Below are 15,474 nucleotides of genomic sequence, written 5' to 3'. Positions count from 1 at the left end.
CTGCTCTTGCGGCAGAAGCAAAACCGGCAGCCTTGGCTGCCGGTTTTTTATTACGCCAGCTGCTTGCTCATCAGCGTGGCGATCGAGGCGGCCAACTCATTGAAGCAGGGGCGACGCACCGAGTAGTGGCGATAGAGCAGCGAGATGGTACGCCCCGGCACAGGGTCAACCACGGGACGATAACTGACCCCTCCTTCATCATGATCAGCAGGTACGGCCAACTTTGGCACCAAAGTCATGCCACTACCGGCGGCCACCATGTTACGCAGCGTCTCCAGACTGGTGCCCTTGAAGCGTTGATCCTCACCTATCCCGCCAGCGAAACAAAATCCCATCGCCTGATCCCGCAAACAGTGGCCATCGGCCAGCATCAGCAATTTCTTGCCCTTGAGATTGCCAAGCGGCACCTGTCTAGCCTGTGCTTCGGGGTGATGGCAAGGCACCGCCAGCCACATCGGCTCATGATAGAGCTGGATTGAACCAAACCCCTCCATCCCCGGCATCTCGGCCAGTATGACGCAATCCAGCTCCCCCTCTTCCAACCGCTTGAGCAGGGTTTGGGTCTGCTCCTCATAGAGGTAGAACTCCAGCTGGGGAAAACGCTCACGCAGGGTCTGGATAATGCGGGGCAACAGGTAGGGGCCCACGGTCGGAATAAAACCGATATGGATCTCCCCGGACATCGGCTCGGAGAAATGCTGACCGATGCTCTTAAGCTCGCGCACCTCCTTGAGCACCCGACGCGCCTGATGGGCCATGGCATCGCCAGCCGGAGTAAACAGCACCTTGCGCGAGGTACGTTCGATCAGAATGACCCCGAGTTCATCCTCCAGCTTGCGCAGCTGGCCGCTCAGGGTGGGTTGACTGACAAAACAGCGTTCAGCAGCTTTGCGAAAATGTTTTTCCTCATCCAGCGCCACCAGATATTCGAGATCGCGAAGATTCATACAGCAAGAGTCCTGCCTGGAAAATGGGCCATCAGCATGCACAATATCGTCCGGCGGGACAAGTCATCCACTTGCAGTGAGCCTCTCTGGCTCCCCCTCCAAAACAGAAAAGCCCGATCACCTTGCGGTAATCGGGCTGTTTGGCTCGCCGAGGGATTACACCCTGAAACGGCGCACCATATCCTGCAACTGGGTGGCCAAATGGTTCAGCTCGTTGCACGCCTGAGCCATCTGGGTGGCACCAGCGGCCACCTCTTCGGAAGCATGGCTGATATTGACCACGTTGCGGTTGAGCTCCTCACTCACCGCTCCCTGCTCTTCGGTGGCCGTTGCAATCTGGATGTTCATGTGGGAGATACTGCTGACCGAGCCACTGATCTGGGAGATGGACTCGCCCGCTTCCCGCGCGGTAGCAACCGTGGTGTTCATCAGCTCCTGACTCTGTTGCATGGTACTGCCGGCCTGTTCGGCACGCTGTTGCAACTCGGCAATGATGGTATTGATCTGGGAGGTGGAGTCCTGAGTGCGCTTTGCCAGAGTACGCACCTCATCGGCCACCACCGCAAACCCCCGCCCCTGCTCACCGGCACGGGCCGCTTCAATGGCGGCGTTCAATGCCAGCAGGTTGGTCTGTTCGGCAATGCCGCGGATCACCTCCAGCACCATGCCGATATTGCGGCTGTCATCGCCCAGTTGGCGGATCACCACCGCGGTACTCTCGATGGCACCGGCGACCCGTTCAATACGTTGAATAGAGTCATTCACCGTTTGCGCACCAAGTTCGGCCGTTTCACTGGCCGAGGTGGCAGCACTGGCAGCATCGCTGGTGTTGCGAGAGACCTCCTGCACCGTAGCCTGCATCTCGTTCATCGCCGTTGCCAGCTGATTCAACTCATGTTGCTGAGCATTCATGTTGTTGGCTGACTGCCTTGCTACGGCACTGATCTCTTCTACCGCAGAGCTCATCTGTACAACAGAACCGGATACCTCCCCAACCAGTTTGCGCAAGTTTTCTTGCATTTGCGCAAAGCCTTTCGCCAGTTGTCCTAATTCATCCTGATTAAACGCATTCAACTCCACACGATGAGTCAAATCACCAGCCGCGACGCTACCAACAAGTTCCAGCAAGCGATTAACGGGTCGTTTGATTTGCTGACTCAAATACCATGCAATCAACACCACGAAAATGAGAGTCGCTGCGCCAGTCAAGATACTGAGGAATTTGGAGCTGGTGTATGCCTCTTCACCTTGGGCATCCATCTCCTTGCCAATACGCTCATTTATCTCACGCAAATCCATCGTTAATTTTGTTGCCTGCTCCAGCGTGGTTCTGAGATTCCCTTGCAAAATCTCTCTTGTCTTGTCACTACTCTGTTTCACCGCCTGATATAGCGGGTCATGCGCTGTAAAAAAGGCATTTCCGGCAGTCTTCAACGCGTTAAAGGTTTGCTCTTCATCAGCAGCATTAAAAGCCAATCCGCCGTAATTAGCCGCAGCCTGCTCAAAACGTGCCTTTGAATCCATCACACCTTGTTGGGTTCGTTCAATATCCGCACTGTCGTTGTAGCCCATCGCGATCACCATAGATAATTGGAAACGCCGAGCATCAAGCAGTGCAATATGCATCTGACTTGCATAGCGAACAGAAGGGATAAGGTTCTCTGCCAATACAGTGTTTTGTTGATTGAGATACGACAGTCGTGAGACGCCATACCCGGCAAGCAGGCATACGCAAAGTGCCAGCACCGCAAAGCCAGTACTCAACTTCTGACCTATGGACATATTCTGGAGCATAGATTCATCCTTAACTGCGTGTCATCGTTTAATGTCGGTTTTGTTAGGAGCTATGTGTTCATGTTTTTGTAATTGAGCATAGCCGTAGAGCTGTGCTTTTGTAGTTTGCATAAGCACCATATATCGCTATCGACACGCAGGGAGGGCCACTTTAACTACCGCAGACTATTAACGGTTTACTCTATTGCCCGCAACAGTCGTGGGATCAGCAACTCCGGCTCTCCCAGATACTGGTTGACCTCTATCCTTTCGAGTTTTCCCCCTCGCTCTATACCCAAAGTAGGATAACCCTGACCGCCCAGCCGTTTCATCCAGCCCTGGCTATCTGCCAGATGTTGCAGCAAGGGGGCCTGCAGATAAGCTTGCTGGAATGCCTCGGCTGAAATCCCCTGCTCTGCCGCCAGCGTGGCTAGAAATGCCGGCTCACCAATCCAGATCCCGTCCCGATAGTGGGATTGCTGAATCCGGTGCAACATGACCAGCCCATCGCCCCCCAACGCCGTGACGGCCAAAACCGCACGGATCGGCGGCTCGGAGTCCAGCAGACAGCCCTCCCGCAGCAGCAGTTCGTTAAAGTAGCGTTCGCCAAAATGCTGGCCGGTCAGCGCTTCGATCCGCTGATCATGGGGGCGCACATAATCACGCAATGCCTCGCCCATCGGCTGACGGCGACTACCCATCCAGAGACCGCCCGCATGCAGCTCGATCTTGAGTCCGGCAATGGTGGCTGCCGCCTGCAACAGGGGGGCGGCACCGTAGCACCAGCCACAGAGCGGGTCATAGACATAATGGAGGGTGGTTTGTTGTTCGCTCATCTTCATTCTCACTTCAATCTCGGATAAAAAACCGGGCCCTTAGGCCCGGTAAAAAACACAGGGAAAGCAGGCTCAGTGGCTTACCACTTCATCTCGCCGGTATTGACCTTGGCACCGATGGCCAGACCATCGTCAACCGGCAGTGCTGGATAGGCTTTCTTCAGAGCCTCAATCAGCTCACCGGAGTTTTTCGCCTTGGCCAGCTCCTGTTCGAAACGCTCTACATAGTCACGGGTAAAGGTCACAGCAGCAGTGCCTTTGGGAGCAGTCCCCAGGAAGTGGCCCGGTACCACGCGCTCGGGTTTCAGGGCCAGCAGGTTGTCCAGCGCCTTGACCCAGTTACTGCGGGCCGCCTTGGTCTGGCTGTCCGCCATCCAGACATGCACCCCGTGGTAGACCGGCACACCGCCAAAAGCAGTCTTGATGGAAGGGGCCCAGAGGTAGGCATTCGGGGTATTCATCTCTTTGATTTCAATCTTCTCGCCATCCAGCGTCAGGTGGCTGGCGGTCATCACTTGCGGCACGGTCAGGCTCTTCGGTGCACCCTTGCCAAGGATCGGGCTCCAGTAGCTCAGCTTGGCATCCTTGGTCTCGTTGATATGGTCAACCACATGCTGGTCGGCCAGCACTTTGACATCCGGGAACGCCGCCATGACCGGCTCCAGACCGAAGTAGAAGTCGGGGTCACCGGCACTGATATAGACAGTGGTCAGCTTCTTGCCACTCTTCTTGATCATGTCGACCAGCGCCTGGCCATTCTGCACGTCAAACTGGGCATCGATCAGGATGGCCTCTTTGTCACCGGTCACCAGTGAGGAGGAGACCGGGAAGATCGCCTTCTCGCCAGGGTTGTAGACGGTCACGCTCAGGGGGGCGGCCAGTGCGGCGCCACTCAGCAGAGTGGTCGCCAGAGTCAGGTTGCGGATCAGGGTGTTGTTCATCATCTATTCCTCATTAAGTATTCGGGGGTTCATTTGATGGACACAGTGTATTGGATCACTTAAGGTGCAAATACAGCATAAAAAGCGCATCACTGTTGCACATATCGAACATATAGAGAGCCGTACATGGATCGACTGACCGCCTTGCGGGTCTTTGTCAGCGTAGTCGAACAAGGGAGCCTGAGCGGCGCCGGAGAGAAACTGGATATGTCGCGCGCCATGGTGTCTCGCTATCTGGCCGAGCTGGAGAGCTGGATGGGCGCCCGACTGCTGCACCGTACCACCCGTCGTCTGAGTCTGACCGGACCGGGAGAGGAGGCGCTGAACCGGGCCCGCGCCATGCTGGCGCTCGGCGAAGAGATGGAGCAGATCGCCGTGAAGGGAGATGACGCCCCCAAGGGGCAACTGCGGATCACCAGCAGCTACTCCCTGTCAGAAGCCTTGCTGGTCGGGGCTGCCAACGACTATCTGGCTCAATACCCGGGGACGGCCATCGACATTCTGCTGCTCGACAGAACCGTCAATCTGGTGGAGGAGCGGATCGATCTGGCGGTGCGCATCACCAACGACCTCGACCCCAATCTGGTGGCGCGCCGTCTCGGCACCTGCCACTCGGTAGTCTGTGCCAGCCCGGCCTATCTGGCCCGTCATCCGATGCCACACAAGGTGCAGGATTTGGCGCTGCACAACTGCCTCACTTACACCTACTTCGGCAAGAGCCTGTGGGAGTTCAATGGACCGGACGGTCCCGAGTCAGTGCCGGTCAGCGGTAACCTGAGCGCCAATATCTCCAACCTGCTGCTGGAAGCAACGCTGGAAGGCGCAGGGATCAGCCTGCAACCCCGCTACTCGGCACAACCCTATCTGGAGCGCGGAGAACTGGTGCCCCTGCTGACCGACTGGCAACCCAAGCGCCTCGGCGTCTACGGGGTGTATGCCACCCGCAAGCAGATGTCGCCACTGCTGCGCAGCTTCCTCGATTTTCTGCTAGCTCGCATGGCGGCGGATCCCATCTGGCAGGAGTAAGCACTCCGCACACCCAAACATAACGAAGGGGCCGCTGCGGGCCCCTTCTTCACTCTGATCCCTTGATCAGGCTTCAAATCCGAATGGTTCTGAGTGCGGCGCTTCCGGCTGCGCACTCTCGTCCAGGAAAATATCCCGATAAGCCACATAGATGGAGTAGTTGAGCGCCGGGATCACCACCAGCAGACCTACCAGTAACAGCACAGCGCCAAACAGCAACAAAATGGCTGAGAGCAGCCCCCACCAGAAGAAGGGAAAAATATTGCGCCAGCAGCCGAAGAAGCTCAGCCGTACCGCCTGGATGATGCCGATATCGTGGTGGTAGATCAGCGCCGGAGCAAAGGTGACCCCCATCAGCACGGGAATGATGAGCAGCATCCCCACCAGCAATACCAGCAGTAGTTGCTGCAACTGGCTCGCAGAGACCACCATGCTCTCGGGATCCTGCGTCAGCAGCGGGAGCAGCCCCCACATGGAGAGCAGACCGAGACAGACGAGGCCCACCAGGCTAAACAGCAGCAACACCAGCAGACCGCCTAGCATCAGCGGGGTCAACTTGTGGCGAAAACCGGCGAAGAGATCGGCAAACTGCAGCGGCTCCCCCCGATAACCCCGAGCGGCGACCGCCACCCAACCCGCGCCCCACACCATGTAGAGCAGCTGGGAGATAAGGCCCCCTGCCGGCAGTTGCTCCAGCAGCATGCCCACCATAAACCAGACCAGCACCATGGCTACGCTGATCCCCATCCCCTTGTTGAAGATATCGAACCCGCTGCGAACCCAGAGCCAGCCACGACCTGTCGTGTACCGGGCCGGAGTGGTGCGCAAAGGGGGTAATCCGTTCATATCGTCTCCTCGGAGTGTCGGTGGCATCAGTGCCGGAAGCAGATTCTAGAGCCAGGGCGGGGGCGACTCAATGGCGAAGCAACCCGACCACGACATAAAACCTGACGCAGCGATGCACAAAAGGGGCGTCAGCCACGCCCCGCCACTGGCTGCCCCGACCATAACGAGGCACAATCTGTCCCCTCCTCCAGCCGCGCCTGTCGTGGCCAGCATGTCGTGATCACCCTTTAGTGATCGGCGAATGCCGGACAGGGGGTTGTCATCCCGCCATCCCGGGCGTTTTAACATCGAGTGGTATCGTCATGAGAGTTGTGTGTTGTCTGTTGTTGTTACTGGCCAGCCAGTCAGCCCTGGCCGAGGGTTTTATCAGTCGCCTGCTCAACCATCCGGTGCCGGGTGGCGTTGCGGTGATCCCTCTTGGCGCGTCACCCACTGCCCCCACGGCCCGCTATCACGACAAACCCGTGCTGGTAGTGCGCGAAGACAACCAGTGGATCGCCATCGTCGGCATTTCTCTGAAAAGCACGCCCGGCGCCCAGCAACTGACCACAGGTGATGGCCGTACTCTCGACTTCAGCGTCACCCCCAAGCACTACCGCGAGCAGCACATCAAGCTCAAGAACAGCCGTCAGGTCAATCCGCTCGCCGAGGATATGACCCGTATCAACCGCGAGCTGGCGGAGCAAACCCGAGCTTACCAGACCTTCAGCCCCAACCAGCCGAGCAACCTGCTGTTCGACAAGCCGGTCAACGGCCCCCTCTCCAGCCCGTTTGGCCTGCGTCGCTTTTTTAATGGCGAGGAGCGCAACCCCCACTCCGGCCTCGACTTCGCCGTGGGCGCCGGCACCCCGATCAAGTCCCCCGCCGCCGGCAAGGTGATCCTGATCGGCAACTACTTCTTCAATGGCAATACCGTCTTTGTCGACCACGGTCAGGGGCTCATCAGCATGTTCTGCCACATGTCGAAGATCGATGTGAAGCTCGGTCAGAGCCTGCCGCGTGGCGGCATCGTCGGGCGAGTCGGCTCAACCGGCCGCGCTACCGGCCCCCATATGCACTGGAACGTCAGCCTCAACGACACCCGGGTCGATCCCGCCATCTTTATCGGTGCCTTCAAGCCCTGAATCGGCAGAGCCCGTTAACAAAACATCCTCTAACAAAACAGGCAGCCCATGGCTGCCTGTCTGCTGTCTGCACGTCGAACCTGATTACCTATCCGGCCAGCGTGTGGGCGCCGGACTCCCGACGCATCGCCCGCCACATCACCAACACCAGCAATGAGCTGCACGTTGGCAATGCCAGCCAGACGCCGGGCACGCCCCACTGGGTCGAGAATCCCCACAAGAAACCGCCAATCAGCACCAGCTTGCCGCCGGTGAGCAGGGAGGCGATGCGGGCCCGATTGATGGCCTGGAAGTAGGTGGCCCCCACCAGCAGCAAGCCCTCCATCGGCAGCCCCCAGAAGTAGAGCCAGATCCCGAGACTCGCCACCGGCAGCAGGGTGGCGTTGTCGCCGGCAAACAGATAGACCGCCGCCTCCGGCCACAGATAGAGCGGGAACATGGCGCACAGGGCGATCCCCAACGTCACTCCGAGTGCCAGATTGCGGATCCGCAGCACCCGCCGCCAGTGACCGGCGCCCGCGTTGAAGCTGGCGATGGGCTGGATACCCATGGCGATCCCCTCAAACACCAGATAGAAGAAGGCCTCGGTGTAACTGATCACCCCGTAGGCCGCCACATGCAGCGAAGTACCCACCGCTAGCAACGCCTTGTTGTGCAGCGCCAGCACCACAGAGAGATAGAGGTACATTAGAAAACTGGAGACCCCGAGGCGCACCGTTTCGCCCATCAGCCGCAGATCAGGGCGCAAGGTGTCCCAGCTTATCCGCAGTTGGCTGCGCGGCGTGAAGAAGTGCCACAGGCAGGCGAGGCCCGTCACCGCCTGGGAGAGCATGGTGGCCGTCGCCACCCCAGCCAGTCCGAACGGAAACACCACCATCAGCAGATAGTCGAGCAGCACGTTGAGCAGCCCCCCGACTACCATGATGAGCGTGACAAACCCGGGGCGGCCATCGTTGCGCAGCAGCGAGCTGAACGCCATCGACAGCACCGCAAAGACGCCCAGCCAGGCGTAGGCCTGCAGGTAGGAGAGCCCGGCGGTGAAGATCTCCCCCTCCGCCCCCATCCAGGCCAGCATGGGCTCGCCATAACGGATCCCGATAAAACTGAGCAGTGCCGAGGCCAGCAACACCATCACCAGCGCATTGCCGACGATATGGCGGGCTTTGGCCGGGTTGCCCTGCCCCAGATAAAAGGAGACCAGCGACGAGGCCCCCATACCGATCAGCGCCCCTACCGCATAGAGCACGGCGCAGATGGGATAAGCCAGCATCAGACCGGCCATCCCATCTTGACCCAGCACATGGCCAACGAAGATGCCATCGATGGTGACATAGATGCCGGTGATCAGCATGGCCGCAACGGTCGGGGTTACGTAACGCCAGAAAAGGCGAGATAGCGGGGCTGTGCCCAGATCAACAGCTGACATATTCGACTCGGTGGAGAGAAAGCGGCCGGGATCATAGCGAAACGGCAGCACGACTTCCTGTTATTTGTGTTATGAATCATTAATATAGACTGCTTTACCCGCCTCCCTGCCCTGTTTTAGGCTAGGGCCACCTCTTCTGAACGGAAACGAGCCTCATGTTGCAACGCCTGCTCACCCTCTTGCTGCTCTCCCTTATCTTGTTGCCGCCAGCCGTGCGCGCCGACGATGCCATTGCCCAGGCCGAATCCCTGTTGCAGAGCGTGCCCAAGAGCGATACCCCGGAAAACCAGAAGCTGCGGGAGAGCTACCAGCAGGCACTGCAATTTGCCAGAGAGGCCGAGCGCTACCGGGAGCAGAGCAAAGCCTATCAGCAGATCCTTATCGATTACCCCAAGGAGTCGGCGCGCCTCAAGGAGAGCCTGCACAACTATCAGCCCGCTGCTCGCCCGCCGCTGGCGAGCCTCAAGGAGGAGGCGCTGCGCCAAGCCATTGGCCTGAGCAGCAACCGCCAGCTCAACCTGCGCAAGGAGCGGCAGGGGGTGATGGACAGCCTCAACCAGCTGGAAAGCACCGGGCAGGAGTATCACCTGCGGGTGGATGATCTGCGCAAACAGCTGCAACTGACCCGCAGCCAGCTGGAGCGACTGAGCTTCAGCAGCGAATCGGATCGCCAGCAGGAGGCACAACTGCTGCTGACCAGAATGAAAGAGCAAAGCCTCTCCGACCGGATCCAGATGCTGGAGCTGGAGCAGCTCTCGGCCCAGCAGCGCAACGATCTCGGCAAGCTGAAGCTGCAGGAGCTCAATCTGGCCATCGCCGACGAGGATGAGTGGCAAGCCAGCCTGCTGACCCAGCAGAACCAGCTGCGGCGGGAGAAGACCGAGCAGGCGCTGGAGGAGAGCGAGCGGCTGCGCAAACAGCTCACCACCGACATGCCGCTGCTGCTGGAGCAGCAACAGCAGAATCAGGCGCTCTCCATCCAGCTCGGCACGCTGGAGGATCAGATTGAGCGGGTGCAGGATGAGCAGCGTAGCGTCGACAAGAATCTGTTTGAACTGAATGAGCTGGTCAACTCGGTGCGCGAACAGCTGGAGTGGCTGCAGATCAGTAATGCCTACGGCGAGAACCTGCGCAGCAAACTCTCCGATCTGCCTCCCCAGTTTCCCCTCGACAAGCTGGAGTCCGCCATCGTCAGCGCCCGCATGGCCAAGTACCAGTACGAGAGCGAGCAGGATGGGCTCAAGGATACCCGCCAGCTGCGCGACAAGCTGATGGCCGAAGAGGAGGTGACGCTGGATCGGCCGCAGCAAGCTGTGCTCGACAACCTGCTCAAGGCACGGCGCCAGCTGCTGACCCGGCTCAACGACGCCTCAGATACCCTCATTCAGGAGCAGACCCGTCTCAAGCTGCTCTACAGCCGCCAGAACAGCAAGATCGACGAGATCCGTGAGATCAGCGCCAGCCACCTGTTCTGGATGCCGGATGTGCGCCCCTTTACCCCACAGGTGATGCTCGGTATTCCTGCCGCGCTGACCCTGGCCTTCAACCCGGATAACTGGCTGCAACTGCCCTATGCCATCGCCGAGAACAGCCCGCTGAGCCTCACGCTGGCCGGTATTGGTCTGCTGGTGCTGGCCTGGAGCTGGTTCAAACTGGCCCGTCACCTGAACCTCTATTGCGACCATATTGCGCCGCGGATCGGCAAGGTAACTCAGGACAAATTCAGCCTCACCAGCCGCTTGCTGCTGCGCTCCCTGCTTGCCGCTCTCCCCTTGCCCGCCATGGTGTTGATGGTGCGCGGCCTGCTCGAAGGGGCCTGGCAATACCCGTTTGCGGTGGCGGTGGCGCGTGGTCTTGGCGAGATCTGGTTTCTGCTGCTGGCGCTGGTGATGGCCCGCCATCTGACGCTGGAGCGGGGGATTTTGATCCACCACTTCCGCTGGCCCCGGGAACAGGTGCAAAAGGTATGGGGGCAGTTTCGCACCCTGCTGCTGGTGCTGATCCCGAGTTTCTTTGTGCAGGGGATGGCCAACAGCTATCAGGAGCACGCCTTCTACGACTCCCTCGGCCGGATGGCCTTCATGATCGGTGCACTCTGGCTGCTGCTCTTCTTTGCCCGCCTCAACCGGGAGCGATTGCCGCTCACCTGGGGCCAGACCGACATGACCAAGCCCCATCTGCTGCACCACTTCATCTGGAACAGCCTGATGCTGGCGCCGCTGCTGGCGGTGATCGGCGCCCTGTTTGGCTACTTCTATACCTCGCGCACCCTGCTACGCCAGCTGGAGCTGAGCCTGCTGATGGGGCTGGGTTGCCTGCTGATCTACTATCTGGCCAGACGCTGGATGCTGATCCAGCGCCGCCGCCTCGCCTTCGAGCGAGCCAAGAGCAAGCGGGCCGAGATCCTGGCCCAGCGCGGCCGGGAAGAGGGGCATGACGAGCTCAGCTCCGAGACCCCGGACGTGGTGGAAGAGACTGAGCTGGATCTCGATACCATCAGCGCACAGTCGCTGGGGCTGGTGCGCACCCTGCTGATGCTGGGCTTCACCATGCTGGTGGTGGTGCAATGGTCGGATCTCAACTCCGCCTTCAGCTTCCTCAGCAATATCGAGGTGTGGCAAGTGAGCAGCAAGATTGGCGGCATCGAGCAGCTCTCGGCCATCACCTTGCAGGATCTGATGCTGACCGCCTTCGTTTTCATTCTGACCGTGGTGACTGCCCGCAACCTGCCGGGGCTGATGGAGCTGACCCTGCTGCAACACCTCAGCCTCTCCCCGGGTACCGGCTTTGCCCTCACGACCACCAGCAAGTATCTGGTGATCCTGATCGGTGCCCTCACCGGCTTCTCCATGCTCGGCATCGACTGGTCGAAGACCCAGTGGCTGGTCGCCGCCCTCTCGGTGGGGCTGGGTTTCGGTCTGCAGGAGATCTTCGCCAACTTTGTCTCCGGCCTCATCATCCTGTTTGAGAAGCCAATCCGGCTCGGTGACACCGTCACCATCCGCGATCTCACTGGCACCGTCACCAAGATCAAAACCCGGGCGACGACTATCGTGGATTGGGATCGCAAGGAGATCATCGTGCCCAACAAGGCCTTCATCACCGAGCAGTTCATCAACTGGTCGCTCTCCGATGCCATCACCCGGGTCAAACTGCGGATCCGGATCGGCCTGACCCGGGATCCGAAACTGGTGCAGCGCATTCTGGAAGAGTCCATCCAGGCATCGACCCTGGTATTGGAGACGCCGACGCCAGAGGTCTTCCTGATCGAATTCACCGACTCGGCACTGATCTACGAGATCCGCCTCTACGTCAACAACATGGATCACCGGATGCCCATCACCCACGAGGTTCACTCGCTGGTGCTGGAGAAGATGCAGCAGCAGGGACTTACCCTGCCCCATCAACAGATCGACATTCACCTGAGCCGCGGCTGATCCGCGAGGTAAAAGGAGCAGAACATGCAGATTATTGCCCACCGTGGCGCCAGCGGTCTGGCACCGGAGAACACCCTAAAGGCGATGGCCAAAGCGCTGGAGCTGGGAGCATCAGCCATCGAGATCGACGTGCAGGCGGTCGATGGCGAGTTGTGGGTCTTCCACGACCGGCGGCTGGAGCGCTGCACCAATGGCAAGGGGGTGCTGACCGAGCAATCCCGCTCCTATCTGGAGCAGCTCGATGCCGGTGAGGGAGAGGTGATCCCGACCCTGTGGCAGGTGATGGAGATCATCACCGGACGCTGCGAGCTGCATATCGAGCTTAAGGGGGCTCATACCGCCGATGCGGTGGCAGCCCTGACCCGACGGGCAGAGGCCGAGCTGGGCTTTAGTCCCGGGCAGTGGGTGGTCTCCTCCTTCCATCACCCGGAGCTGGCCCGATTTGCCGCCTTGCGGCCCGATATCCGGCTCGGTGCCCTGACCGCCAACCTGCCGCTCAACCTGGCGCAGTTTGCCGACGAGCTGGGAGCCTGGTCCATCAATTGCGATGTTGATTTTATCGATGCCGCGCTGGTCGATGATGCACATCGCCGGGGGCTCAAAGTTCTGGTTTATACCGTTGATTATCCAGAAGATTATGAAACGCTCTCTAGCATGGGGGTCGATGGAATCTTCACCAATCGACCAGATCGTTTTCTGACGCAGTGAGGGGGGGATACGCGCATGGATAACCACTGATTTAGGCACTAACTTTAAATAGCTGACCGGGATACAAAGAGTTCAACTTCAGCCGATAAACAGAGGCTCATAACAATAACTAGATTCCACACACACTTCAGACTGACGCTCACAAGGATGTAACTATGAACTTATCCATTAAAAACAAGCTTGTTCTGGCTATCGGGATCATCATTTTGGTGATCACCTGCCTGCAGGTCTGGTACAACACCTCGCAACTGCGCAGCGAGACCCAGCGACTGGTCTGGAACATCATCGACGAAAGCTCCATGGCCAACGTCAAGGGGATCTCCCGCTGGGTCGACTCCCGGATCAGCATGGTTAGCACCACCAAGGAAGCATTCGCCAAAGAAGATGAGCCCATCAGTCATCTGGCCCAGTCCATGAATGCCGGTGGCTTCGACCTGGTCTATGCCGGTACCGCAGACGGCAAGATGATCCAGAGCAAACCAACCGACTTGCCCGCCGGTTATGACCCACGTCAACGCCCCTGGTACAAGGACGCGGCCGCCGCAGGCAAGCTGGTCATCACAGCCCCCTATGCCGATATCTCCACCGGCCAGCTGATTGTCACCATTGCCGAGCCGTTCCAGCGCGGCAATACCCAGGGGGTCATCGCCGGTGACGTCTCCATCAGCTCACTGATTTCGGACATTCTTGCGGTCACCACCGAGGGCACCTACGCCATGCTGGTGGACAGCAATGGCACCATCATCGCGCACCCCGATGCCTCCCTGAGCCTGAAATCCGCCACCGCTCTGGCACCGGAACTGACTGCGGCCTACATCAATCAGGTCGCCCATGACGGCATGATCAACGAGCTGGTGATCAGCGGCAAGAAAGAGGTCTATGACTTTAATGCCATTCCCAATACCAACTGGTATTACGGCATGATGGTGGATGAAGAGATCGCCTACCAGTCGGTACGCCGCATGGTTACCTCCTCCCTCATTCAGGGGCTTATCACCATACTGATCGTGGCAGGCTTCTCCTATGTCGCCATCAACAGCTCGCTGGCCCCTCTGAAAACCCTGGGCGAAGCGATTGCCGATCTCTCCCGTGGCAACGGCGACCTGACCCGCCGGATCAAGATTGAACGTGAGGATGAGGTGGGCGCGGTTGCCAAACACGTCAACACCTTCATCGAGCGGATCCATGTGATGGTGCAGGATATCTCCAACTCCTCCGGCCAGCTCAACCAGCAGGCCAAGTCCTCCCACAGCATGGCGGAGAAGGCCAATCAGGGGCTGGCACGCCAGCAAAACGAGATCTCCCAGATCGCCACTGCGGTACACGAGATGTCGGCCACCGCGGTCGAGGTCGCCAGCAACGCGGAGCAGACCGCCGAAGCGGCCCGCAGCTCCTCCAGCAGCTGCGAGCATGGCAAGCAGGTGATCGCCCGCAACCAGCGCTCCATCACCGATCTGGCCACCCAGGTGGAACAGGCCTCCAACATCATTCAGGAACTGGAGAAAAACGCCCAGGAGATCAACACCATCCTATCCACCATTCAGGGCATCGCCGAGCAGACCAACCTGCTGGCACTGAACGCCGCCATCGAAGCGGCCCGTGCCGGTGAACAGGGCCGCGGCTTTGCGGTGGTAGCCGACGAGGTGCGCGTCCTGTCACAGCGTACCCACAGCTCCACCGTCGAGATCCGCAATATGATCGAAACCCTGCAACGCAATACCCAGGGGGCGGTCAGCACCATGCACGAAGGCCAGCTGCTGGCCCAGAACAGCGTGGATGACGCCAACAACGCCACCCATGCGCTGGAGCAGATCACCACCTCGATCAACCAGATCTCCGACATGGCGACCCAGATCTCCAGCGCGGCTGAAGAGCAGCGGGCCGTCACCGATGAGGTAAGCCGCAACATTCAGGCGGTGAAAGATGTCTCGGACGAACTGGCAGTGGATGCAGACAGCTCACGCCATCTCTCTGAACAACTTAAAAATATTTCGGGTGAACTGAGCAATCAGGTCGGTATGTTCCGCATTTGAGGATGAGCAAAAGGGGCCGTACAGGCCCCTTTTATTTTTCTAAATAGCGCTTAATTTTCAGTGAGTAATCTCACATTACCCGCCAAATACCCCGCCTTGAAATCCTTGTGATTCGTCTGGAATTATCAGATCACCGCTGTGGCCACCGCAGCATTTCGGATTACCTATTTCTATCCGAATAGATAAATGCCAATAATTCTCATTAAAAAATTACAATAAAAAACTTAAAATTTTTTTCGCGAGTACCTAAAAAGAGAGGTGATTCGCATTTTATTGAAAGAAAACTACGTACAATCCAGAAGTTAAAGTGCTCGTAGCTAGGTGTTCAACTGCTCAGTAACACCAGAAAATGACGATAATAACGACATTTTCATCCA

11 protein-coding genes are annotated in these 15,474 nt (G+C 58.7%); 5 read left to right on the top strand and 6 right to left on the bottom strand.

The window, feature by feature from the left end:
- Positions 1–50: 50 nt before the first annotated feature.
- The 4 genes from oxyR to OKC42_RS07135 all read right to left on the bottom strand — a co-directional run bounded on the left by oxyR (position 51) and on the right by OKC42_RS07135 (position 4,497).
- The gene (oxyR, locus tag OKC42_RS07150; protein ID WP_139428906.1) at positions 51–947 is read right to left on the bottom strand and encodes a DNA-binding transcriptional regulator OxyR; all 897 of its coding nucleotides are present in this window, start codon (positions 945–947) and stop codon (positions 51–53) included.
- Positions 948–1,103: 156 nt separating this feature from the next.
- Entirely contained in the window at positions 1,104–2,741 is a 1,638-nt protein-coding gene (locus OKC42_RS07145) for a methyl-accepting chemotaxis protein (protein WP_021229786.1), read from the bottom strand.
- Between the two features lie 176 nt (positions 2,742–2,917).
- Positions 2,918–3,562: a DsbA family protein gene (locus OKC42_RS07140; protein WP_227095110.1), complete on the bottom strand. Its 645-nt coding sequence runs from the start codon at positions 3,560–3,562 to the stop codon at positions 2,918–2,920.
- A 74-nt stretch (positions 3,563–3,636) separates the two neighbouring features.
- Positions 3,637–4,497, bottom strand: a complete 861-nt coding sequence (locus tag OKC42_RS07135; protein ID WP_227096657.1) for a Vmh family MBL fold metallo-hydrolase — start codon at positions 4,495–4,497, stop codon at positions 3,637–3,639.
- 126 nt (positions 4,498–4,623) lie between these two features.
- Between OKC42_RS07135 and OKC42_RS07130 the strand changes: the two genes are divergently transcribed.
- A complete protein-coding gene (locus OKC42_RS07130; protein ID WP_005362277.1) occupies positions 4,624–5,523 on the top strand; it encodes a LysR family transcriptional regulator in 900 nt (299 codons plus the stop codon).
- A 66-nt stretch (positions 5,524–5,589) separates the two neighbouring features.
- On the opposite strand, the gene OKC42_RS07125 is transcribed toward OKC42_RS07130, so the two are convergent.
- Positions 5,590–6,369 (bottom strand): BPSS1780 family membrane protein, encoded by a 780-nt coding sequence (locus OKC42_RS07125; protein ID WP_042054576.1) that lies wholly within the window; start codon positions 6,367–6,369, stop codon positions 5,590–5,592.
- Positions 6,370–6,671: 302 nt separating this feature from the next.
- On the opposite strand from OKC42_RS07125, the gene OKC42_RS07120 reads away from it, so the two are divergent.
- Positions 6,672–7,493: a peptidoglycan DD-metalloendopeptidase family protein gene (locus OKC42_RS07120; protein ID WP_182963390.1), complete on the top strand. Its 822-nt coding sequence runs from the start codon at positions 6,672–6,674 to the stop codon at positions 7,491–7,493.
- 88 nt (positions 7,494–7,581) lie between these two features.
- Here OKC42_RS07120 and OKC42_RS07115 read toward each other — a convergent pair whose 3' ends face one another.
- Positions 7,582–8,919, bottom strand: a complete 1,338-nt coding sequence (locus tag OKC42_RS07115; RefSeq protein ID WP_216949096.1) for an MATE family efflux transporter — start codon at positions 8,917–8,919, stop codon at positions 7,582–7,584.
- 155 nt (positions 8,920–9,074) lie between these two features.
- Between OKC42_RS07115 and mscM the strand changes: the two genes are divergently transcribed.
- From mscM to OKC42_RS07100, 3 genes are all read left to right on the top strand, one after another.
- The gene (mscM, locus tag OKC42_RS07110) at positions 9,075–12,356 is read left to right on the top strand and encodes a miniconductance mechanosensitive channel MscM (protein WP_270819332.1); all 3,282 of its coding nucleotides are present in this window, start codon (positions 9,075–9,077) and stop codon (positions 12,354–12,356) included.
- 24 nt (positions 12,357–12,380) lie between these two features.
- Positions 12,381–13,064 (top strand): glycerophosphodiester phosphodiesterase, encoded by a 684-nt coding sequence (locus OKC42_RS07105; protein ID WP_270819330.1) that lies wholly within the window; start codon positions 12,381–12,383, stop codon positions 13,062–13,064.
- A gap of 155 nt (positions 13,065–13,219) precedes the next feature.
- Entirely contained in the window at positions 13,220–15,097 is a 1,878-nt protein-coding gene (locus tag OKC42_RS07100; RefSeq protein ID WP_270819329.1) for a methyl-accepting chemotaxis protein, read from the top strand.
- Positions 15,098–15,474: the final 377 nt, after the last annotated feature.

This window comes from Aeromonas sp. Y311-2, from assembly GCF_027706025.1.
In the GTDB taxonomy this organism is placed as follows: Bacteria; Pseudomonadota; Gammaproteobacteria; order Enterobacterales; family Aeromonadaceae; genus Aeromonas; species Aeromonas veronii.
This window is presented reverse-complemented; position numbering and strand designations above follow the sequence as displayed.